The following is a 22129-nucleotide window of genomic DNA, read 5'->3' on the forward strand; positions in this document are numbered from 1 at the left end:
GGCGTACTCGGGGCGGGGGCCGGCGGATCGAACTCCGGGAGGGCGAACGGGTCGGTGACTCCGGCGGAGCCCGACGGTCCGGTCGCGCCCCGACTGCCGAGATCCACCTGGGTCGGCTCGGGCGGCGCCACGTCCCGCGGCGGGCTCTGGGGCGGCTGGGCCTGCGCGGCCCTGCTGTCGGCCGGCTCCGCCCAGACGTCGTCATGAGCATGCGGGTCCCGGGGCGGAGTACCGCCCGCCGGGTTCCCCCGCGCTTCCGGCGCCTGTGCGTCGTCGGCCATACGCTGGACCCCCTCCGTCGAACGTCCCGTCATCGTACGGCCCGCCCCCGCCCCGTGCGTGCCCGGCCTACGATGATCCTCGATCCACCGATCAGCCGATCACCCGCGTCCCGCCGCACCCCGGCCGGGGACGCCGCTCCCGGGGAGGGACCATGACCGAACGCCTCGCCTCGTCCGCCGAGGCGGGCAGCGGCCCGCACGATTTCATCGCCGGACTGCCCAAGGCCGAACTGCACGTGCACCACATCGGTTCCGCCTCCCCCCGCATCGTCTCGGAGCTGGCCGCCCGCCACCCCGACTCCAAGGTCCCCAGCGATCCCGAGGCGCTCGCCGACTACTTCACCTTCACGGACTTCGCCCACTTCATCGACGTGTACCTGTCCGTCGTCGACCTGATCCGCACACCCGAGGACGTCCGGCTGCTCACCTACGAGGTGGCGCGTGAGCTGGCCCGACAGCAGGTGCGGTACGCCGAGCTGACGATCACCCCGTTCTCGTCGACCCGCCGCGGGATCGACGAGCGGGCGTTCATGGAGGCGATCGAGGACGCCCGCAAGGCGGCCGAGTCCGAGTGGGGGACCGTGCTCCGCTGGTGCTTCGACATCCCCGGCGAGGCCGGTTCGGAGGCCGCCGAGGAGACCACCCGGCTCGCCACCGACGACCGGCTGCGCCCGGAGGGCCTGGTCTCCTTCGGCCTGGGCGGACCCGAGATCGGGGTGCCCCGGCCGCAGTTCAAGCCGTACTTCGACCGGGCCATCGCCGCGGGCCTGCACTCGGTGCCGCACGCCGGTGAGACCACCGGTCCCGGGACGGTGTGGGACGCCCTGGTCGACCTGCGCGCGGAGCGGATCGGGCACGGCACCAGCGCCGCCCAGGACCCCGAACTGCTCGCGCACCTCGCCGAGCGGCGTATCGCGCTGGAGGTGTGCCCCACCTCCAACATCGCCACCCGCGCGGTCGCGGACCTCGACGAGCACCCGATCAAGGATTTCGTCCGCGCGGGTGTGCTGGTCACCGTCAACTCCGACGACCCGCCGATGTTCGGCACCGACCTCAACACCGAGTACGCGGTCGCCGCGCGGCTGCTGGACCTCGACGAGCGGGGCCTGGCGGCGCTGGCGAAGAACGCGGTGGAGGCGTCGTTCCTGGACGCGCCGGGCAAGGCACGGCTGGCGGCCGAGATCGACGCCTACACCACGTCCTGGTTCGCCTCCCGGCCGCTGCGGTGAGTCCGTCCTCCACCGCGGTGGACCGGTCGTCCCGTGAACCGGCAAGTGAACCGACCCCGCGGAGGGCCGCCATGCACCACGTGACCGCCGTGGCCCACCGCGGCGACCCGTACCACGTCCGCGAGAACACGCTCGCCTCGCTGCGTTCCGCGCTCGACAAGGGCGCGGACGCGGTGGAGTTCGACGTACGCCTCACCCGGGACGGCGTACCGGTCCTGCTGCACGACGAGACGCTGAAGCGGCTCTGGGGGCACGACCGCCCGCTGCGGTCGCTGTCCTGGGAGGAGGTGCGCGGTCTGACCGACGGCGGGGTGCCCACGCTCCCGGACGCGCTGTCGGCGACCGAGGGCAGCAGGGTCATGCTGGACCTGCCGGGCGATCCCGCTCCTCGCGCGGTGCGCCGGATCGTGGACGCCGTACGGGAGCACGGCGCCCGGGACCGCGTCCACTACTGCGCGGGTGCCGGCGCCATGCTCGCCGTCCGCGCGGCGGACCCGTCCGCCGAGATCGCCCTCACCTGCACGTCGCTGGCCCCGCCGCGCGCCGGTCTCCTGGAGGCGATCCGGCCGCGCTGGCTGAACTACCGCTTCAGCCTGGTCGACCGGGCCCTCGCCGACCGGGTCCACGCGGACGGCTACCTGCTCTCCGTGTGGACCCCGGACACCCGCCGCTCCCTGCGCCGCCTGCTGGCGCTGGGCGCCGACTCGATCACCACCAACCGCATCGACGTCCTGTGCGCCCTGCGCGCCACCCGGTAGGGCCGGCAGGAGCCGTCCGGCGGATCACGCCAAGGACGCGAGGGGCGGCACGGCGTACGGGGCAAGTGCCTCCAGCCGCTTGGTCTTCTTGCGTACGGCGTACAGCGGGATCACGCCGAACACCCCGAACGCCATGTCGATGACGCTCCACCAGAAGGGGATGCCGCGGACCGGGCCGCAGACGAGGGCGAGCGGGATGACGCCGGCGCAGGCGATCATGCCGAACTCGACGACCCAGATGTTGCGGACCGGGTCGCGGTAGGGGCCGTAGAAGGCGACGGCGATCGCGAGGTGGGCGAAGGCCAGCCAGTCGGTGCCGTAGAGGAGGAACGGATACTCGGCGTCGGCGGTGTCGAGGCCGTCCCGGACCCGCTCGATCCACTCCATGAGGGCGGGAAGGTGCTCCGGCGCCCCCAGGGAGCGGAGCGCCTCCTCGGTCCAGCGCAGTTCATGGACCAGGGGAAAGGCCGTGGCGCCACTGAGCACCAGGCAGACGGCGAAGAAGACCAGCCAGACGCGAATGCCCTTGAGCAGGGCGGCTCTGTCGCTCATGACGGCAACATACGCCCTTGTTGAACGCGTTCAAAAACCGGGGTCGAGTGAACTCCCCCCGTACTCCGCACACTTCTCGCGCTCGCCGCTCGCCACTCGCCACTCGCCGCGCACCGCGCACCGCGCACCGGCAGGCGCACGCAAGAAGCCCCGCGCCCGGAAGGGGCGCGGGGCCGAACCGGCACGCGGCTCCGCCGCGCGGGCGGGACCGGTCGCGACCGGTTACGCGTCGAGCGACGTCATCACGTGCTTGATGCGCGTGTAGTCGTCGAAGCCGTAGGCGCTGAGGTCCTTGCCGTAGCCGGACTTCTTGAAGCCGCCGTGCGGCATCTCCGCGACCAGCGGGATGTGGGTGTTGATCCACACGCAGCCGAAGTCGAGCTTCTTGGACATGCGCATCGCCCGGGAGTGGTCCTTGGTCCACACCGAGGAGGCCAGCGCGTACTCGACGCCGTTGGCGTACGCGACGGCCTGGTCCTCGTCGGTGAAGGTCTGGACGGTGATGACCGGGCCGAAGACCTCCTTCTGGACGATCTCGTCGTCCTGCTTCAGGCCCGAGACCACGGTGGGCGCGTAGAAGAAGCCCTTGTCGCCGACGCGCCTGCCGCCGGCCTCCACGCGCGCGTGCGCGGGCAGCCGGTCGACGAAGCCCTCCACCTGGGCCAGCTGGTGGGCGTTGTTGAGCGGACCGAAGAGGACGTCCTCGTCGTCGGGGGCACCCGTCTTCGTGTCGGCGGCGGCCTTGGCGAGGGCGGTGACGAACTCGTCGTGGATCGACTCGTGGACGAGGACACGCGTGGCGGCCGTACAGTCCTGGCCGGCGTTGAAGAAGCCCGCGACGGAGATGTCCTCCACGGCCTTGGCGATGTCGGTGTCCTCGAAGACGACGACCGGCGCCTTGCCGCCCAGCTCCAGGTGGACGCGCTTGAGGTCCTTGGACGCGGACTCGGCGACCTGCATGCCGGCCCGCACCGAACCGGTGATGGACGCCATCGCCGGGGTCTCGTGCTCGACCATCATGCGGCCGGTGTCGCGGTCGCCGCAGACGACGTTGAAGACGCCCGTCGGCAGGACCGAGCCGAGGATCTCGGCGAGCAGGACGGTGGAGGCCGGGGTGGTGTCCGAGGGCTTGAGGACGACCGTGTTGCCCGCCGCGATCGCCGGGGCGAACTTCCACACGGCCATCATCATCGGGTAGTTCCAGGGGGCGACCTGGGCGCAGACCCCGACCGGTTCACGGCGCACGATGGAGGTCAGTCCCTCCATGTACTCGCCGGCCGAGCGGCCCTCCAGCATCCGCGCCGCGCCCGCGAAGAAGCGGATCTGGTCGACCATCGGCGGGATCTCCTCGGTGCGGGTCAGCCCGATGGGCTTGCCCGTGTTCTCCACCTCGGCCGCGATGAGTTCCTCGGCGCGCTCCTCGATGGCGTCCGCGACCTTCAGCAGGGCCTTCTGCCGCTCGGCCGGCGTGGCGTCGCGCCAGCCGGGGAAGGCCTCGGCGGCGGCCGCCATCGCGGCGTCCACGTCGGCCTGTCCGGACAGCGGCGCGGTCGCGTACGCCTCGCCGGTCACGGGATTGACCACCTCGGTGGTCCGTCCGTCGGCGGCGTCACGGAACGCGCCGCCGATGTAGTTGCGCAGACGTCGCAGCTCGGTACTCACTGCAGGTCCTCCCGGTGCTCCTCGTGGGTGTCCGAGGTGTCCAACCTCTGAGACACCCACCCTAGACGGACCTCTGACGCATTCAACACCCCCGGCCACCCCAAGTCTGCGAAATCCGCAAACATCAACCCTCGCAACAACGGATTTCATCGAATGCGCCTTGCGGAACGATCGAGACCTCGTGCACAGTGACCGTGTGGCCAGTCGAAGCGCAGAACCCAAGGACTCCCGCGAGTCCAGGAACGGCGGCGGTCCCCACCTGGACGCCGTCTCCCTCGCCATCATCGAGCAGCTCCAGGAGGACGGCCGCAGGCCCTACGCCGCCATCGGCAAGGCCGTCGGCCTGTCGGAGGCGGCCGTGCGCCAGCGCGTCCAGAAGCTGCTCGACCAGGGCGTGATGCAGATCGTCGCCGTCACGGACCCGCTCACGGTGGGCTTCCGCCGGCAGGCGATGGTCGGCGTCAATGTCGAGGGTGACGTGGAGTCCGTGGCCGACGCGCTGAGCGCCATGGACGAGTGCGAGTACGTGGTGATGACCGCGGGCTCCTTCGACCTCATGGTCGAGATCGTCTGCGAGGACGACGACCACCTTCTGGAGGTCATCAACCGACGCATCCGGGCCGTGCCCGGCGTGCGCTCCACCGAGAGTTTCGTCTACCTCAAGCTCAAGAAGCAGACCTATATGTGGGGAACCCGATAATCGTGAGCACCGACAGCCCCAAGGACCTCAGCAAGGCCGCGTACGACCACCTGTGGATGCACTTCACCCGCATGTCCTCGTACGAGAACTCCCCCGTGCCCACCATCGTCCGCGGCGAGGGCACCCACATCTACGACGACCGGGGCAAGCGCTACCTCGACGGTCTCGCCGGGCTGTTCGTCGTCCAGGCGGGGCACGGCAGGGTCGAGCTCGCCGAGACCGCCTTCAAGCAGGCGCAGGAACTGTCCTTCTTCCCGGTGTGGTCCTACGCCCACCCCAAGGCCGTGGAACTGGCGGAGCGGCTGGCCCACGAGGCGCCGGGCGACCTGAACAAGGTCTTCTTCACGACCGGCGGCGGCGAGGCGGTGGAGACCGCCTGGAAGCTCGCCAAGCAGTACTTCAAGCTGACCGGCAAGCCGACCAAGTACAAGGTCATCTCCCGCGCGGTGGCCTATCACGGCACCCCTCAGGGGGCCCTGTCGATCACCGGCCTGCCGGCTCTGAAGGCCCCGTTCGAGCCGCTGGTGCCGGGCGCCCGCAAGGTGCCGAACACCAACATCTACCGGGCCCCGATCCACGGCGACGACCCGGAGGCGTTCGGCCGCTGGGCCGCCGACCAGATCGAGCAGCAGATCCTCTTCGAGGGTCCGGACACGGTCGCCGCGGTCTTCCTCGAGCCGGTGCAGAACGCCGGCGGCTGCTTCCCGCCGCCGCCCGGCTACTTCCAGCGGGTCCGCGAGATCTGCGACCAGTACGACGTCCTGCTCGTCTCGGACGAGGTCATCTGCGCCTTCGGCCGCCTGGGCACGACGTTCGCCTGCGACAAGTTCGGCTACGTACCGGACATGATCACCTGCGCCAAGGGCATGACCTCCGGCTACTCCCCCATCGGCGCCTGCATCGTCTCCGACCGCCTCGCCGAGCCGTTCTACCAGGGTGACAACGTCTTCCTGCACGGTTACACCTTCGGCGGCCACCCCGTCTCGGCCGCGGTGGGCGTCGCCAACCTCGACCTGTTCGAGCGCGAGGGCCTCAACCAGCACGTACTGGACCACGAGGGCGCCTTCCGCTCCACGCTGGAGAAGCTGTACGACCTGCCGATCGTCGGCGACATCCGCGGCAACGGCTTCTTCTACGGAATCGAGCTGGTCAAGGACAAGCACACCAAGGAGACCTTCGACGACGCCGAGACCGAGCGCGTCCTGTACGGCTTCCTGTCCAAGAAGCTGTACGAGAACGGCCTGTACTGCCGTGCCGACGACCGCGGCGACCCGGTCGTCCAGCTCGCCCCGCCGCTGATCTCCGACCAGGAGACGTTCGACGAGATCGAGCAGATCCTGCGCGCCACCCTGGAGGAGGCATGGACGAAGCTGTGATCCCGCGCTGCGCTCTTCAGCCGTGAGCTTCCACCGTGGTCTCCCGCTGTGATCTTCGGTTGGAATGACCGAACACGGCCCCGGTGCCGCCCGTTCGAGTGAGAAACGGCGGTCCGGGGCCGCGTGCTGTCCGGCGTCCCGTCGCGTGCTGCCTAGCGTTCCCAGTGACCGATCGGCTCTGCTTTCGTTCCCCCGCATGGGGGATTCACGAATCTCGCACGGCATTTCTGATCCGAACCGAGGTGTACGCCATGGTGGCCCCACCGGACAACGACGTGCTCTGGGCACGCGCCCTGCACTTCCGGCACAACGACGGCTCACCCGGGCTGAGCGGGGTCTCGCTCGGCGTCGGGGAGGGCGAGATCCTCGCCGTCGGCGGCCCGCGAGGCAGCGGAAAAACGACCCTGCTGCGGTGCCTGTCCGGCCTGGTGCCCGTGGCGGGCGGCGAGATCTGGTTCAACAGCGTGCCCGTGCACACCATGCGCACGGCCGCACGCGAGCGGCTGCGCCGGGAGCGCTTCGGCTGGATCGACCCGGCGCCGGTACTCGTCCCCGAGCTGAACGTCTGGGAGAACGCCGCCCTTCCCCTGATGCTGCGCGGCATCGCCCGCCGCCCGGCCAGGGCGACCGCCCTGGAGTGGCTGGAGCGGCTCGACGTCGGCGACAAGGCCCGCAAGCACCCCGGGGACCTGGTGCACGCGGAGCGCCAGCGGGTCTGCATCGCCCGCGCACTCGCCCCGGCTCCCTCGGTGCTGTTCGCCGACGAGCCGACCGCCCCGCTGCACCGCGCCGACCGGCGGCACGTTCTGCGCACGCTGACCACGGCGGCCCGTTCGCACGGCATCACGGTGCTCCTCGCCACCACCGACGCGGACACCGCGGCCCTCGCCGACCGCACGGTGTCGCTGCTCGACGGGCGCCGGGTGCGCACCGTACATCTGCCTCCGGTCTCCAGGACCGCCGAGACGGAGGGCCGGGCCGCGTGCTCGCTCTCCGTCTGACCCGAGGTGCCCGTCCGGCCGTCCAGCTGCGCCGCTTCCTGGTCGCCGCGGCCTCGGCGGGCACGGGTTTTCTGCTGCTGTGCGCCCTCGGCCACGCGCTCGGCCCCCCGGGCGCACCGTCCGCCTCGCTGCTCCGGCTGGCCTGGTGCGCGGCCCCGCTGGCAGCCACGGTGTACTTCGCGGTCGCGGTGGCCCGGACCGACCCGGGAACCAGGCCCCGGTCCGGGCTCTCGGCGCTCGGCCTCGGCCCGGTCCGGCTGATGGCGATCTCCGCGACGACCACGGCCCTGACCTGCGCGCTGGGGTCGGTGACCGCGCTGCTCGTCTTCCTCCACCTGCGCGGCGACCTCACCGGCACGCCCTTCGACGGCTCCGGCACCGACTTCCTGGCCGTCGGCCGGCCGCTGCCGCTCCCGGCGACCCTGACCCTGCTGACGCTGGTACCGGGGAGCGCCTCGGCGGCGGTGGCGGTGGCACTGCGCCCGCGAGAGCGGGCGGCGGGACCGTCCCGTTCGGGGCGGACGGCGTACGGCCGCTTCGGCGCGTACCGTGCCACGGCCGCGCGGGAGACGTTCGGGGCGTACGGACGCTTCGGCAGGCACCTGGAGACGGCGGCCCACGGCCGCCGCCCGTCCGCCGCCCGGCAGCCAACGCCGGAGGAGGCACAGGCGCCACTGCAGACACAGGCACAGGCACAGCAGGATCGGCTGCGAGCCGATCTTCCGGGGCAGGACCCCGAGCGGGCGCACGGGCCGCACGGCACGCAGGACGACCCCGATTCGGCGGCCGCGGTCCCGGCGTCCGGCGCCGGCAGGGCACCGTCCGGTCTCCCCTGGGGCATCGCGGTCCTGGCCGTGGGCCTGGCCGTGGGGGCCTACGCGAGCCGTACCGGCGTCGGCGCCGTGACCGGCGACCGGCCCGGCGCACCGGCCGGTCCGGTGCTGGCCGCCGTCGGCCTGGCCCTGGCCGGTCCCGGCCTCACCCATCTGTGCGGCCGTCTGCTCCAGTCGGTCCGCCCGGGTGCCCTGCGCCTGCTGGCCGGACGGCTCCTCATGACGGAGGCCACCAGGATCGGCCGTCCGCTGGGCGTGGTCTGCGCCGTGCTGTCGGGCGCGTACGCCCTGGGCTCGCTGTACTACCCCGACGGCCGGCCGGCCGGCCCGCTCGCCCTGCTCGGCGTGCTCCTGGTGACCGGCTGCACCGTGGCGACGCTGCTGACGGCCGCCGTCGAGACCAAACGGGCGCACGCCGGCACCACGGCCGCGCTGCTGCGTCTCGGGGCTCCCGCCTCGACACCGCGCCGGGCCGCGGCGCTCAGGGCCGGCACGCTCCTCGCCCTGTTCGGCCCGCTGACCGTGATCGTGGCCCAGCTGTCGGCGCTGTCCCTGGCCCTGTGAGGCCGCGCACCACCCGACCCCGGAGCCCCGAAGAAAATCTCCGCGGGCGATGAGTTCCGGACGCTGCGCCGGTCCACCCCCTCGAACGACACGGCACGGAACCGCTCAGGAACCGGCAGACCCACGGGAGAGGCACCCCCCATGACGCAGCAGATGATCTTCGTGAACCTGGCCGCCAACGACCTCGACGCCTCGAAGAAGTTCTTCACGGCACTCGGCTACGAGCTCGACGAACAGTTCAGCGACGAGAACACCGCCTCCGTCGTGATCGGCGACACCGTCGTCGTGATGCTGCACACCAAGCAGCGCTACGCGGAGTTCACGAAGAAGGAGATCGCCGACTCCACCAGGACCAGCGAGGTGCTGCTGGCCCTGAGCTCCGAGAGCCGCGAGAAGGTCGACGAGCTGGTCGAGAAGGCCCTCGCGGCGGGCGGCTCGGTCAGCGGGGAGACCCAGGACCAGGGTTTCATGTACGGCCGCGCCTTCGACGACCTGGACGGCCACACCTGGGAGGTCGTGTGGATGGACCCGTCCGCGCTGGAGGGCTGAGGACGGACCTGGGCCGAGCCGGGCCGGGAGGGCCGCGGCGGCCGGGGACCTCCGGTACCCGGGCCTCCCGCCGCGGTCCGCCTCCCGGCGGTCAGCCTCCCGACACGGGCGGGTGAAAACGGCTCCCGCCCATGCCGCCCATCACGGCAACCACGGCAACCACGAGAGCGAGACGCTCGAGGAGTTCGACGCGATCGTCTCGGCCCGCGGCACGCTCGCCGGGTTCCGGATCCAGTCCCTCGATCCGACCGACCGGACACGGGAGTTGCTCGCCACGGACACCGCCGGCGCCGTCCTCCTCGGCTGCCGGATGCGGCCGGAGGAGACCGACAGGCTCCGTACCGACGGCGCCCTGGTCCTCCCACCCGTCCCGGCGCTCCCCTTCGACCCGTACCGCGGTCATCTCTACACGCCCGGTGGCCTGTTCGCGGCCCTCGACAAGGGACACGCGGAAACCCCGGACGCCCTCACCTACGAGTCGCACGGCGACCCGACCCCGATGGTGCTGGTGAACCGGGCGCACCGGACGGAGAGGCCGCCCGCCTGGCCGCTGCTCCGGTCGCTCGTCCGGGAGCGCTCGACGGAGGCGCGCATCGACCTGGTCGACCGGACCGAGGAGGCTCCGAAGGCGTTGAAACGCCTGAGCAGTTAACGAATCGGCAAAGTGATGGCCTGCTGTCGGCATATGCGTTGACACTACTTATGCTGCGCTTATAGACCTGGGAGCCTCATGGGAGTGCTGATGCTGCATCAACACTCCCTCAACCCCCCGCATTTGCGCATCCCGTAAAGGACAAACGTGACAGTTCTGTCCGTATCACGCCGTACGGCCTCGCGCCGTACCGTCGCACGCACCGTACGCGCCCTCGGTGTCGTCTCCGCGTCGGCCGCACTCACCGTCGGCCTCGCCGGCAGCGCGGCCGCGTGCAACATCAACGAGTTCTCGGCCGAGGCGAAGTGCGTCGGTGACAAGGGTGTCATCACCGTCACCGACGTCGACCCGGCGGGCGTTCCCGCCACCGTCACCGTGTTCCTGGAGAACAACGGCGCCGACGAGAAGAAGGTCGGCGAGCAGGTCGTCAAGGGTTCCCGTGAGGGTGTGACCATCACCTTCGAGGAGGACTGGCAGCCCAACGCCGAGTACCGCATCCACGTCAAGGCCAAGCCCTACGTGGACGAGGACATCAAGCCGAACCTGACCACCCCGGCCACGGCCTGCAAGGGAGAGAAGGAGCCCCCGGCTCCGTCGGAGCCCGCTCCGACGCCGTCGGACTCCGCCTCGACCCCGTCCGAGGACGAGGAGGAGCCCGGCACGCCGACTCCGTCGGAGTCCGAGCCCGAGACCACCGCTCCGGCGGACACCTCGGACAACGCTCCGTCGCCCGCCGTCGGTGAGTCGAACCTCGCCGAGACCGGCGCCGACTCCAACACCGGCCTGATCGCCGGTATCGCGGCGACCCTGGTCGCCGTCGGTGGCGGTGCGATCTTCTTCGGCATGCGCCGTCGCGGGGCGAACAGCGACAGCTGACGCCTCGAGGACGTGAGGTGATGGCCCGTCCCGGAAGGGGCGGGCCATCGCCGTGCGGGAGCCATCGCCGTGCGGGAGCCGTCGCCGTGCGGGAGCCGTCGCCTCTCCCGGCGGTTCACCTCAGCCGAACGTCGCCCGTTCCAGCCAGAACTCCAGCAGCTCCCGGTCGCCCAGCACCTCCACCTCGGGTGCGTCGAGCGGCAGCCGGCGGTAGAAGGCGAGGAGCACGGAGGTCAGCGGGCCGCGGAGGGCGACCGTGGCCTTCTCGTGGCCGCGGTGCCAGGAAACGCCCTCCTCGGTCAGCTCGATGCTCCATTCCGCGTTCACCTCCGGGCCGGTGTCGGTGGCGTGCAGATGGATGCTCCGGTGCGGGCCGCGCAGCTCTCTCGCCGTGTCCTCCGGCAGCGTCCGCTGCGCCCACTGCACGATCTCCAGCCACTCGTCGATCGCGTCGGCGGCGACATCGGGCGCGACCTCGTAGGGCAGTCCGGCGGCGAGGGTCGCGTCCGCGCGGTGGACCGTCATCTCGTGCGTCATACGGCGGGCCCAGAATCCGGCATTGCGGATTCCCGCCCAGCTCCACACCTCGGCGTCCGGCCCGGCCTCCCGCAGCGCCTCGACGAGCAGGTCACCCGACTCGGCCAGCCACGCGTCCAGCGCGGCGGGGTCGCCCCGCACATCGGGCCCGTCGAATCCCGGCACCCGCTCCTCGGGGATCTCCTCCCCGGCCCGGGTGCGCACCATCAGCGCGGCCCAGCGCAGAGCGCCGCCGACATGCCGGACGAGCTCCTCCAGGGACCACTTCGGTGTGGTGGGCACCGTGCCGTCCAGATCGGCACCCGAGGTCACCACGGACCGCAACCGGCCTACCTGGTCGGCGATTTCGTCGCAGTAGCGGTCGTGCGCGAGGGAGGTCATGCCGCTCACCCTAGACAGGACCTCTTACCCGAGCACGACGATTTCGGCCGCGTCGAACTCCACTCCGACCTCGTCCCCCACCTCCGGTGCCGCCCGGAGGGCGCAGGCGGCCTCCAGGCGGGGCCCGTCGCCGTCCCCCGGCTGGAGGCGGACGGCGACATGGGTGCCGCGGAAGGTGCGCGCGGTGACGGTGCAGCGCGGGCCCGCCCCGCCCGGGACCAGACGGACTCCGGCGGGCCTGACCAGCAGGGTGCGCGTCCCCTGCGGTGCGTCCGCCGGCACCGGGATCTTGCCCCAGGGCGTCACCGCGACGTCCGCGGTGATCGTCGCCTCGGCCACGTTCTCGAAGCCGAGGAAGCGGGCCACGAACGCGTCGGCCGGACGCTGCCACACCTCGAGCGGCGTACCGGACTGGGCGATCCGCCCGTCCCGCATCACCACGACCCGGTCGGCCAGGGCGAACGCCTCACCCTGGTCGTGCGTCACGGCGAGCACGGTGGTGCCCAACCGGCCGAACAGCTCCCGCAGTTCGACGACGAGTCGCTCCCGGAGCGAGCGGTCGAGCTGGCCGAGCGGCTCGTCGAGCATCAGCAGCCGCGGGCTGGGCGCCAGCGCGCGCGCCAGTGCGACGCGCTGCTGCTCTCCGCCGGACAGGGCGGCCACGGCCCGCCCCCTCGCCCCGGGAAGTCCGACGAGTTCCAGCAACTCCCTCACGCGGTCCGCTTGTTCACTGCGAGACGCACCGTGCATCCGCAGCCCGAAGGCCACGTTGGCGCCCACGTCCCGCTGTGGGAACAGCTGGTGGTCCTGGAACATCAGCCCGACCCCGCGCCGGTGTGCGGGCACGCCCGCCTGGTCGCGCCCGGCGAGCGAGATCCGCCCCGCGTCGAGGGGCTGCAGTCCGGCCACCGCCCGCAGCAGGGTGGACTTGCCGCTGCCGCTGGGCCCGAGCACGCACACGGTCTCGTGCTCGGCGACCTGGAGATCCACGGCGTCCAGCACCGCGCGCCCGCCGAAGCGGACGGTGGCGCCCTCGAGGCTCAACAGCATCTAGAACTCCCCGGATCTGTCGGTCCGCAGCCGCTCGAGGAGCAGCAGCGCCACCGCACACACGATCATCAGAATCGTCGACAGGGCCATCGCCTGCCCGTAGTTGAGCTCTCCCGGCCGGCCCAGCAGACGTGCCACGGCCACCGGCAGTGTCGGGTTGTCCGGCCGCGCGATGAACACCGTCGCCCCGAACTCCCCCAGCGACACGGCGAAGGCGAACCCCGCCGCGACGAGTACGGCCCGCCGCACCATCGGCAGGTCCACCTCCCGCCACACCCGCCACGGCGACGCCCCGAGCACTGCCGCCGCCTCCCGCAGCCGCACGTCCACGGCCCGCAGCACGGGCAGCATGGTCCGTACGACGAAGGGAACACCGACCAGTGCCTGCGCGAGCGGCACCAGGATCCAGGAGGAACGCAGGTCCAGCGGCGGCTCGTCGAGGGCGATCAGGAACCCGAAGCCGACGGTCACGGCGGACACTCCGAGCGGCAGCATCAGCAGGGCGTCGAAGCCCCGCACCAGCCGTCCCGCGTCCCGCCGGGTGAGCGCGACGGATGCCAGGGTTCCGATCACCATGGCGATGACGGTGGCCAGGGCCGCGTACCGCAGGGAGTTGCCGACCGCCTCGATCGGCGCGACCAGGAACACGCCCCCGTCGTCACGGGTCAGCGCCCGGTAGTGGCCGAGGCCCGCGTCGCCGAAGGATCGTTCCACCAGCACCGCGAGCGGCAGGAGCAGCAGGACGGCGACGGTGGCGAAGACCCCGGCGAGCAGCGCCCACTGTCCGGCGCCGTGCGGCCGCCGCGCGGTGCCTGAGGCGTCCACCAGCCGCAGTGCGGTCTCCCGCCGCCGTACGGTCCAGGCGTGCAGGGCGAGGATCGCGCCCACCGCGACGAACTGGATCATCGTCAGGACGGCGGCGGTGGACAGGTCGAAGATCTCCGACGTCTGCCGGTAGATCTCCACTTCCAGGGTGGCGAAGGTGGGCCCGCCGAGGATCTGCACCACACCGAACGAGGTGAAGGTGAACAGGAAGACCATCAGCGCGGCGGCGGCCACGGCGGGCGCCAGCGCGGGCAGCGTGACGGTCCGCCAAGCCGTGAACCGGGAGGCGCCGAGCATCCGCGCGGCCTCCTCCTGCCGCGGGTCGAGCTGCCCCCACAGTCCGCCGACGGTCCGTACGACGACGGCGTAGTTGAAGAAGACGTGCGCCAGCAGGATCGCCCACACGGTGGTGTCCAGCCGCAGCCCCCACAGTTCGTCGAGGAGCCCGCCGCGCCCCACGAGCGCCATGAACGCCGTACCGACGACGACCGTCGGCAGCACGAACGGGACGGTGACCACGGCTCGCAGCAACTGTTTGCCGGGGAAGTCGAAGCGGGCGAAGACGTATGCGCCGGGCAGGGCGATCAGGAGGGTGAGAGCGGTGGAGACCAGTGCCTGCCAGGTGGTGAACCACAGCACCTGCCGGATGTCGGACTGCGCCAGCACCTCCCCGATCCGCCCGAACTGCCAGACCCCGTCGGCCTTCAGACCTCGTGCGACGATCGCGGTGACGGGGTAGGCGAAGAAGGCGGCGAAGAACGCGACGGGCACGGCCATCAGGCCGAGCCGCGCCGCGGCCTCGCGCCGCCTCGCCGCGGCTCGGCTCACTTCAGTACGAGCGAGGTCCACGACTTGACCCACTGGTCGCGGTGGTCGGCGATCCTCGCCGGGGCCATGGTCTCGGGGTCCTCGGCCCGCGGTCCGAACTTCGTGAACTCCTCGGGCACCTGGGCGTCCTCCCGCACCGGGTAGACGAACATGTTGAGCGGCATGTCGTCCTGGAACCGCTTGCTGATCAGGAAGTCGAGCAGCGCCTTGCCGCCCTCGGGGTTCCGCGCGTTGCCGAGCAGTCCCGCGTACTCCACCTGGCGGAAGCAGGTGCCCTCGGCGACGCCGGTGGGCGCGGTCTTCGGCTTCGGGTCGGCGTAGATCACCTCGGCGGGCGGCGAGGAGGCGTAGGACACCACCAGCGGCCGGTCGCCCTTGGCCTGCTTGCCGCCGGCCGAGCCGGAGAACTCCTCGTTGTAGGCCTGCTCCCAGCCGTCGACCACCTTCACGCCGTTGGCCTTGAGCTTCTTCCAGTAGTCCTGCCAGCCCTCGTCGCCGTACTTCGCGGCGGTGCCGAGGAGGAAGCCGAGGCCGGGCGAGGAGGTGGAGGCGTTCTCCGTGACGAGGAGATCCTTGTACTCGGGCTCGACCAGGTCGTCGAAGGTCCGTGGCGGAGTCAGGTCGTGCTCCTCGAACCAGGCCTTGTCGTAGTTGACGCAGACGTCACCGGTGTCGACGGGCGTGACCCGGTGGCCGCTCCCGTCGACCCGGAACTCGGGAAGGACGAGGAGGGAGCCCTTCGCCTCGTACGGCTGGAACAGCCCGTTGTCGAGGGCGCGGGACAGCAGGGTGTTGTCCACGCCGAAGAAGACGTCGCCCTGGGGGTTGTCCTTGGTCAGGATCGCCTTGTTGACGGCCGACCCGGCGTCGCCGTCCTCCAGGACCTTGAGCTTGTAGCCGGACTCCTTCTCGAAGGCGGCGAGGACGTCCTTGGACGCGGCCCACGAGTTGTGGCTGACGAGAGTCACGGTCTTCGACCCGCCGTCGCCCTCGCTTCCGCCGTCGGACGAACCGCAGGCGGACAGCGTGACCAGGCCCAGCCCGACGGCCAGGATCGTGACTTTCTTGGTGATGTTCACCGGTTTTTTCCTCCTGGGGGTGGCCAGGAAGAGACGCGGCCCTGCCCGGGACCCCTCACAGGTGTCCCGGGCAGGGCGTAACAGCTCGAGTGATGACCGATCTCCCTACCCAGAATGACCTGGGCGAGGTTCGGAGGGTCTGCGGCCGATGCCGCACTCTCAGCGCTGTAGCGCTCCCCTGTCGGAAAATGAACGTGTGGTTACCCGGTATGCAGTTGTTGTCCTTGTGCCCGGCCAGGCTACCTCTCGCTCGCGGCGAGCTGTCCGCAGGCCCCGTCGATCTCCTGTCCACGGGTGTCCCGGACCGTCACCGGCACACCGTGCGCGGCGATCGCGTCCACGAACGCCTTCTCGTCCTCGGGCCGCGAGGCGGTCCACTTGGAGCCGGGCGTCGGGTTGAGCGGGATGAGGTTGACGTGCACGGGCCTGCCCTTGAGCAGCCGCCCGAGCCGGTCACCGCGCCACGCCTGGTCGTTGATGTCCCGGATCAGCGCGTACTCGATGGACAGCCGTCGCCCGGACCTGGCCGCGTACTCGAACCCGGAGTCCAGGACCTCGCGCACCTTCCACCGCGTGTTCACCGGGACGAGGGTGTCGCGCAGTTCGTCGTCGGGCGCGTGCAGGGAGATGGCGAGGCGGCACTTGAAGCCCTCGTCGGAGAACCGGTTGATGGCCGGCACGAGCCCGACCGTCGACACGGTGATCCCGCGCTGGGACAGCCCGAGACCGTCCGGCTCGGGGTCGGTCAGGCGGCGGATGGCGCCCACGACCCGGTTGTAGTTGGCGAGCGGCTCGCCCATCCCCATGAAGACGATGTTGCTCAGCCGCGCCGGCCCGCCGGGAACCTCCCCGTCCCGCAGCGACCGCATCCCGTCCACGATCTGGTGCACGATCTCCGCGGTGGACAGGTTCCGGTCGAGACCGGCCTGTCCGGTCGCACAGAACGGGCAGTTCATGCCGCAGCCCGCCTGCGAGCTGATGCACATCGTCACCCGGTCCGGGTACCGCATGAGCACCGACTCGACGAGGGTCCCGTCGAACATCTTCCACAGCGTCTTGCGGGTGGTGCCCTGGTCGGTGGACAGATGCCGGACGACCGTCATCAGCTCGGGAAGCAGCGCCTCCCGCAGCTTGGCCCGGGACCCGGCGGGGATGTCGGTCCACTGCTCCGGATCGTGCGCGTACCGCGAGAAGTAGTGCTGCGAGAGCTGCTTGGCCCGAAACGGCTTCTCACCGGCCGCTGCGACCGCCTCCTTGCGCTCGGCGGGCGTGAGGTCGGCAAGGTGCCGCGGCGGCTTCTTGGATCCGCGCGGCGCGACAAAGGTCAGTTCTCCGGGCTTAGGCATGGCTGTACCAGTGTCGCAGATCCATCGGGGTGGCCGCGCGGACCGGCCACGGGGCCCCCGGCTGCCCGGGACGCCCCGCCGAAGCCTTTCCAGGGAAGCCCTTCCAGGACGGCGCGAGCCCCCGCGTCCGACGGGACGCGGGGGCTCGAAGGAGTGCCGGGGCCGGCCGGGTCAGCTCCCGGCGAAGACCACCGGCAGCCGACCACCGAGGCCGCCGGAGGCAGGAAGTCCGGCGGCCCGTGCTGCATCCCTGTGCGGCCGGCGCCGCACGGCCCCGTGACCTTCCCTCACCCGGACCCGACGAAGACCACCAGCAGCAGCCACACCACCGGGGCCGTCGGCAGCAGGGAGTCCAGACGGTCCATGATGCCGCCGTGACCGGGCAGCAGGGTGCCCATGTCCTTGATGCCGAGGTCCCGCTTGATCATGGACTCGCCCAGGTCGCCGAGGGTGGCGCTGACCGAGACCGCGAGCCCGAGCAACAGCCCCTGCCACCAGGTCCCGCCGTCGATCAGGAACTGCATGCACAGCGCGCCCGCCACCATGGCGAAGGCGACCGCGCCCAGCAGGCCCTCGCGGGTCTTGCCGGGGCTGATCCGCGGGGCGAGCTTGTGCGTGCCGAAGCGCCAGCCGACGGCGTACGCGCCGGTGTCGGCGACGACCGTGATCACTATGAACGTCAGTACCCGCCAGGGCCCGTCGTCCGCGGCCAGCATCATCGACACAAAGGTCGCCAGGAACGGCACGTAGAACGCGGCGAAGACCCCCGCCGTGACGTCCCTGAGGTAGTTCTCGGGCGGTTGGGCCATCCGCCAGACCAGGACCGCCAGCGCGGTGAGCGCCATCGCGGTCCAGGCGCCGTCGGCGCCCCAAACGTACCCGGCGACGATCATGGCCGCACCGCCGACGGCGAGCGGCACGAACGGCGCCTTGATGCCCTTGCGCTCCTCCAGCCGCTTGGTCAGCTCCCGCAGGCCCACCACGATGGCGACGGCGACGACACCGACGAAGACGGCCTTGACGACGAACAGCGACACGGCGACCAGCGCACCGAGCCCGACGCCGACCCCTATCGCGGCACCCAGGTTGCGCCCCGCGCTCTTCTTCTGCGGCGGGGGCGCCGGCTGCGGGGCGTCGGACATGGACTCCGGATTCTGCGGCATCTCCCCGGGATGGGGGCGCGCCCGTGTCGGCTCGTCTCGGAACAAGGGGCCGCTCGGCCGAGCAACCCCCTGGTCCATCTCCTGATCACCGCCGTGTTCGGGTGCACCGGGCACGATCGGCATGGGGCGAGTCTGCTGCGCGTGGTGCGCATCGTACGGGGGGCCCGCCGGGACAGCTCCCTGGACGGGCCCCTGGTCGGGCGGCCCCCAGTACCCGGCCTGCGGCGCCCCCCAGGAAGAGTCGTTCATCAGACCTCGAGCAGTTCCGCTTCCTTGTGCTTCAGGAGCTCGTCCACCTGGGCGACATACTTCGCGGTGGTGTCGTCGAGCTCCTTCTCGGCACGGCGGCCCTCGTCCTCGCCGACCTCGCCATCCTTGATCATCTTGTCGATGCCGTCCTTGGCCTTGCGGCGCACGGCGCGGATGGAGACCTTGGCGTCCTCGGCCTTGGCCTTGGCGACCTTGATGAACTCGCGACGGCGCTCCTCGGTCAGCTCCGGGAACACCACGCGGATGATGTTGCCGTCGTTGCTCGGGTTGACGCCCAGGTCGGAGTCGCGGATGGCCTGCTCGATGTTGCGCAGTGCGCTCTTGTCGAACGGCGTGACCACGGCCATGCGCGGCTCGGGCACGGAGAACGAGGCCAGCTGGTTGATCGGCGTCAGCGCGCCGTAGTAGTCGGCCACGATCTTGTTGAACATCGCCGGGTGCGCACGGCCGGTGCGGATCGCGGCGAAGTCCTCCTTGGCGACCACGACGGCCTTCTCCATCTTCTCCTCGGCTTCGAGGAGGGTCTCTTCGATCACCACTTGCTCCTGCGTGTCTTGAGTAGGCCCGGCCGCGGTTCCCTGTCGGGGTGACGACCGGCTGCGTCGCGTCTTCTTCCTGCACGGTTCCCGACCGGTGGGACATTGTCCATCCCCCGGCCCGCCCCGTCCGTCCCCCGGGGGTATCGCCCCTCGGACGGGTGCTTGTGGTCCGGTCACTTCCGGTCCGTCGGGTCACCCACCAGTGTGCCGATCTTCTCACCCTTGACGGCGCGCGCGATATTGCCCTCCGTCAGCAGTTCGAAGACGACGATGGGGAGCTTGTTGTCGCGGCACAGGGTGACGGCCGTGGCGTCGGCGACCTTCAGATCACGCGTGATGACCTCGCCGTACCCGAGGTGGTCGAACTTCACCGCATCGGGGTTGGTCTTCGGGTCGGAGTCGTAGACCCCGTCCACGCCGTTCTTGCCCATCAGCAGTGCCTCGGCGTCGATCTCCAGGGCGCGCTGGGCGGCGGTGGTGTCGGTGGAGAAGTACGGCATGCCCATGCCGGCACCGAAGATGACCACACGGCCCTTCTCCAGGTGCCGTACGGCCCGCAGCGGGATGTAGGGTTCGGCGACCTGGCCCATGGTGATGGCGGTCTGGACCCTGCTGTCCACGCCCTCCTTCTCCAGGAAGTCCTGGAGCGCGAGGCAGTTCATCACGGTGCCGAGCATGCCCATGTAGTCCGAGCGGGCCCGGTCCATGCCGCGCTGCTGGAGTTCGGCGCCGCGGAAGAAGTTGCCGCCGCCGATGACGATGGCGATCTCGGCGCCGTCACGCACGACCGCCGCGATCTCGCGTGCGATGGCGTGCACCACGTCGGGATCGACGCCGAGGCCTCCGCCACCGGAGAAGGCCTCTCCGGACAGCTTCAGCAGAAACCGTCCGTGCACTGTGCCGTCGTCGCTCTTCTCAGCCTTGGTCATCGGGGATCCCGCCTCTTTCACCTGTTGCACATACGAAGGAGGCCACTGCCGGTGGGGTGTGCTACGCATCCCATGCGGCAATGGCCTCCTCGTCAGATCTGCTGTCGTCCGGCACGCGCGCGTGCGTGACGGCGTGTCCGAACGACTGCTGACGACCCTATAGGGGTCGCCCGCCCGTCGCGGTACGGACTCAGATGCCGACCTTGATGCGCGTGAAGCGCTTCAGGGTGACACCGGCCTCGTCCAGGACCTTCTGGACGGACTTCTTGTTGTCCAGCGCGTAGGGCTGGCCCAGCAGCGTGGCGTCCTTGAAGAAACCGTTGAGGCGGCCCTCGACGATCTTCGGCAGGGCGGCCTCGGGCTTGCCCTCCGCGCGGGTGGTCTCCTCGGCGACGCGGCGCTCGGTCTCGACGACCTCGGCCGGCACGTCCTCCTTGGAGAGGTACTGCGGCGCGAAGGCGGCGATGTGCTGGGCGACGCCCTTGGCGACCTCGGCGTTCGGCTTGTCGAGCTCGACGAGAACACCGATCTGCGGGGGCAGGTCGGGCATCGTGCGGTGCATGTACGCCGACACGTAGCCGTCGGCGAACCGGGCGAAGCGGTCCAGGACGATCTTCTCGCCCAGGTTGGCGTTGGCCTCGTCGACGTACGCCTGGACGGTCTTGCCGGCCTCGATCTCGGAGGCGAGCAGGGCCTCGATGTCGGCCGGGGAGGTCGCGACGACGTGCTCGGCGATGGCGGTGGCCACGGCCTGGAACTTCTCGCCCTTGGCGACGAAGTCCGTCTCGCACTTCAGCTCGACGAGGACACCGGAGGAGTTGTCGTCGGCGATGATCGAAACCACGGCGCCGTTCTCGGCGGAGCGGCCCTCGCGCTTGGCGACGCCCTTCTGGCCCTTGATACGGAGCGCCTCGACGGCCTTCTCGACGTTGCCCTCGGCCTCGTCCAGCGCCTTCTTGCAGTCCATCATGCCGGCGCCGGTGAGCTCCCGGAGCTTCTTGACGTCGGCGGCGGTGTAGTTCGCCATGAGTCTGTGAGTCTTTCTCGAAGTCTGGAGAATCGGAGATCTGCGGGGTCTGCGGTCCACAGTGGACTGTCCGAGCCGGGGAACCGTGACACGCCGCGCACCTACGGGTGAACGGCGGGAGCGGTGGGGGTACCTCCCATGCCCTTCAGGCAATGGGGGATCATGTCACCCGCTCCCGCCGTCATCAGCACTGACGGGCAGCTCAGGCCTGGTCGGCCTCGGCAGCCGGGGCGGCGTCGGCCGCGGGGGCCTCCTCGGCCGGCTTCTCGGCCTCGGCCTCGGCCTCGGCGGCCGGAGCGTCGGCAGCGGGGGCCTCGGCGGGCTTCTCCGCCTCGGCGGCGGCCGGGGTCTCGTCGGCCTTCTTCTCACCCTCGAGCAGGTCGCGCTCCCACTCGGCGAGGGGCTCGCCGGCGGCCTTCTCGCCCTTGCCCTCGGTGGCGACACCGGAGCGGGAGATGAGGCCCTCGGCGACCGCGTCGGCGATCACACGGGTGAGCAGGGTGACGGAGCGGATCGCGTCGTCGTTGCCCGGGATCTTGTAGTCGACCTCGTCGGGGTCGCAGTTGGTGTCGAGGATGGCGACGACCGGGATGTTGAGCTTCCGGGCCTCACCGACCGCGATGTGCTCCTTCTTGGTGTCCACGATCCAGACGGCGCTGGGCACCTTCTGCATCTCGCGGATACCGCCGAGGGTCTTCTCCAGCTTGGCCTTCTCGCGGGAGAGGACCAGCAGCTCCTTCTTGGTGAGGCCGGAGGCGGCCACGTCCTCGAAGTCGATCTGCTCGAGCTCCTTGAGGCGCTGCAGACGCTTGTAGACGGTCGAGAAGTTGGTGAGCATGCCGCCCAGCCAGCGCTGGTTGACGTAGGGCATGCCGACGCGGGTGGCCTGCTCCGCGATGGCCTCCTGCGCCTGCTTCTTCGTACCGACGAACATGACCGTGCCGCCGTGGGCGACGGTCTCCTTGACGAACTCGTAGGCGCGGTCGATGTACGACAGCGACTGGAGCAGGTCGATGATGTAGATGCCGTTGCGCTCCGTGAAGATGAAGCGCTTCATCTTCGGGTTCCAACGACGGGTCTGGTGACCGAAGTGGACGCCGCTCTCCAGCAGCTCCCGCATCG

The 22129-nt window shown here is 70.7% G+C and carries 21 protein-coding genes and 1 pseudogene; 9 read left to right on the forward strand and 13 right to left on the reverse strand.

Annotated features, from left to right (window positions below):
- Positions 1-281, reverse strand: a pseudogene (locus AOK11_RS43845) (hypothetical protein); the annotation flags it as partial.
- 152 nt (positions 282-433) lie between these two features.
- Between AOK11_RS43845 and AOK11_RS08885 the strand changes: the two are divergent.
- Positions 434-1510: an adenosine deaminase gene (locus AOK11_RS08885; RefSeq protein ID WP_055593110.1), complete on the forward strand. Its 1077-nt coding sequence runs from the start codon at positions 434-436 to the stop codon at positions 1508-1510.
- A gap of 71 nt (positions 1511-1581) precedes the next feature.
- Complete coding sequence (locus AOK11_RS08890) at positions 1582-2268, forward strand: glycerophosphodiester phosphodiesterase (RefSeq protein WP_055593111.1); 687 nt, start codon at positions 1582-1584, stop codon at positions 2266-2268.
- A 24-nt stretch (positions 2269-2292) separates the two neighbouring features.
- On the opposite strand, the gene AOK11_RS08895 is transcribed toward AOK11_RS08890, so the two are convergent.
- Both AOK11_RS08895 and AOK11_RS08900 read right to left on the reverse strand, forming a co-directional pair.
- Complete coding sequence (locus AOK11_RS08895) at positions 2293-2820, reverse strand: hypothetical protein (RefSeq protein ID WP_055593112.1); 528 nt, start codon at positions 2818-2820, stop codon at positions 2293-2295.
- Between the two features lie 222 nt (positions 2821-3042).
- Positions 3043-4482: a gamma-aminobutyraldehyde dehydrogenase gene (locus tag AOK11_RS08900; RefSeq protein ID WP_055593113.1), complete on the reverse strand. Its 1440-nt coding sequence runs from the start codon at positions 4480-4482 to the stop codon at positions 3043-3045.
- Positions 4483-4663: 181 nt separating this feature from the next.
- Here AOK11_RS08900 and AOK11_RS08905 point away from each other — a divergent pair, with 181 nt between their 5' ends.
- The 7 genes from AOK11_RS08905 to AOK11_RS08935 all read left to right on the forward strand — a co-directional run bounded on the left by AOK11_RS08905 (position 4664) and on the right by AOK11_RS08935 (position 11033).
- Positions 4664-5182 carry an Lrp/AsnC family transcriptional regulator gene (locus AOK11_RS08905; protein ID WP_055593114.1) on the forward strand — a complete coding sequence of 173 codons (519 nt, stop codon included), beginning with the start codon at positions 4664-4666 and terminating at the stop codon, positions 5180-5182.
- Between the two features lie 2 nt (positions 5183-5184).
- Positions 5185-6558 (forward strand): aspartate aminotransferase family protein, encoded by a 1374-nt coding sequence (locus AOK11_RS08910; RefSeq protein ID WP_055593115.1) that lies wholly within the window; start codon positions 5185-5187, stop codon positions 6556-6558.
- 251 nt (positions 6559-6809) lie between these two features.
- Positions 6810-7559 carry an ABC transporter ATP-binding protein gene (locus AOK11_RS08915; RefSeq protein WP_055593116.1) on the forward strand — a complete coding sequence of 250 codons (750 nt, stop codon included), beginning with the start codon at positions 6810-6812 and terminating at the stop codon, positions 7557-7559.
- Positions 7541-8956: a hypothetical protein gene (locus AOK11_RS08920; RefSeq protein ID WP_055593117.1), complete on the forward strand. Its 1416-nt coding sequence runs from the start codon at positions 7541-7543 to the stop codon at positions 8954-8956. Before AOK11_RS08915 ends, AOK11_RS08920 begins: the two co-directional genes overlap by 19 nt.
- 141 nt (positions 8957-9097) lie before the next feature.
- Positions 9098-9505: a VOC family protein gene (locus AOK11_RS08925; protein ID WP_055593118.1), complete on the forward strand. Its 408-nt coding sequence runs from the start codon at positions 9098-9100 to the stop codon at positions 9503-9505.
- Between the two features lie 112 nt (positions 9506-9617).
- Complete coding sequence (locus AOK11_RS08930; RefSeq protein ID WP_055593119.1) at positions 9618-10157, forward strand: hypothetical protein; 540 nt, start codon at positions 9618-9620, stop codon at positions 10155-10157.
- A 147-nt stretch (positions 10158-10304) separates the two neighbouring features.
- On the forward strand, positions 10305-11033 hold the full coding sequence (locus AOK11_RS08935) for an LAETG motif-containing sortase-dependent surface protein (protein WP_055593120.1): 729 nt from the start codon (positions 10305-10307) through the stop codon (positions 11031-11033).
- Between the two features lie 120 nt (positions 11034-11153).
- On the opposite strand, the gene AOK11_RS08940 is transcribed toward AOK11_RS08935, so the two are convergent.
- The 10 genes from AOK11_RS08940 to rpsB all read right to left on the reverse strand — a co-directional run bounded on the left by AOK11_RS08940 (position 11154) and on the right by rpsB (position 22127).
- Complete coding sequence (locus AOK11_RS08940) at positions 11154-11951, reverse strand: maleylpyruvate isomerase family mycothiol-dependent enzyme (protein WP_055593121.1); 798 nt, start codon at positions 11949-11951, stop codon at positions 11154-11156.
- Positions 11952-11975: 24 nt separating this feature from the next.
- A complete protein-coding gene (locus AOK11_RS08945) occupies positions 11976-13001 on the reverse strand; it encodes an ABC transporter ATP-binding protein (RefSeq protein ID WP_055593122.1) in 1026 nt (341 codons plus the stop codon).
- Positions 13002-14675, reverse strand: a complete 1674-nt coding sequence (locus AOK11_RS08950; protein ID WP_055593123.1) for an ABC transporter permease — start codon at positions 14673-14675, stop codon at positions 13002-13004.
- The gene (locus tag AOK11_RS08955) at positions 14651-15733 is read right to left on the reverse strand and encodes a thiamine ABC transporter substrate-binding protein (protein ID WP_055593124.1); all 1083 of its coding nucleotides are present in this window, start codon (positions 15731-15733) and stop codon (positions 14651-14653) included. The genes AOK11_RS08950 and AOK11_RS08955 overlap by 25 nt, the downstream gene beginning before the upstream one ends.
- 239 nt (positions 15734-15972) lie before the next feature.
- Complete coding sequence (rlmN, locus tag AOK11_RS08960; RefSeq protein ID WP_055593125.1) at positions 15973-17079, reverse strand: dual-specificity RNA methyltransferase RlmN; 1107 nt, start codon at positions 17077-17079, stop codon at positions 15973-15975.
- Between the two features lie 287 nt (positions 17080-17366).
- Positions 17367-18491 carry a phosphatidate cytidylyltransferase gene (locus AOK11_RS08965; protein WP_079034717.1) on the reverse strand — a complete coding sequence of 375 codons (1125 nt, stop codon included), beginning with the start codon at positions 18489-18491 and terminating at the stop codon, positions 17367-17369.
- On the reverse strand, positions 18491-19048 hold the full coding sequence (gene frr, locus AOK11_RS08970) for a ribosome recycling factor (protein ID WP_055593130.1): 558 nt from the start codon (positions 19046-19048) through the stop codon (positions 18491-18493). The genes AOK11_RS08965 and frr overlap by 1 nt, the downstream gene beginning before the upstream one ends.
- 176 nt (positions 19049-19224) lie before the next feature.
- Complete coding sequence (gene pyrH / locus AOK11_RS08975; protein ID WP_055593126.1) at positions 19225-19980, reverse strand: UMP kinase; 756 nt, start codon at positions 19978-19980, stop codon at positions 19225-19227.
- A gap of 190 nt (positions 19981-20170) precedes the next feature.
- A complete protein-coding gene (gene tsf / locus AOK11_RS08980; protein WP_055593127.1) occupies positions 20171-21007 on the reverse strand; it encodes a translation elongation factor Ts in 837 nt (278 codons plus the stop codon).
- Positions 21008-21209: 202 nt separating this feature from the next.
- Complete coding sequence (rpsB, locus tag AOK11_RS08985) at positions 21210-22127, reverse strand: 30S ribosomal protein S2 (protein ID WP_055593128.1); 918 nt, start codon at positions 22125-22127, stop codon at positions 21210-21212.
- Positions 22128-22129: the final 2 nt, after the last annotated feature.

The organism is Streptomyces hirsutus (genome assembly GCF_001418415.1).
Classification (GTDB): domain Bacteria; phylum Actinomycetota; class Actinomycetes; order Streptomycetales; family Streptomycetaceae; genus Streptomyces; species Streptomyces hirsutus.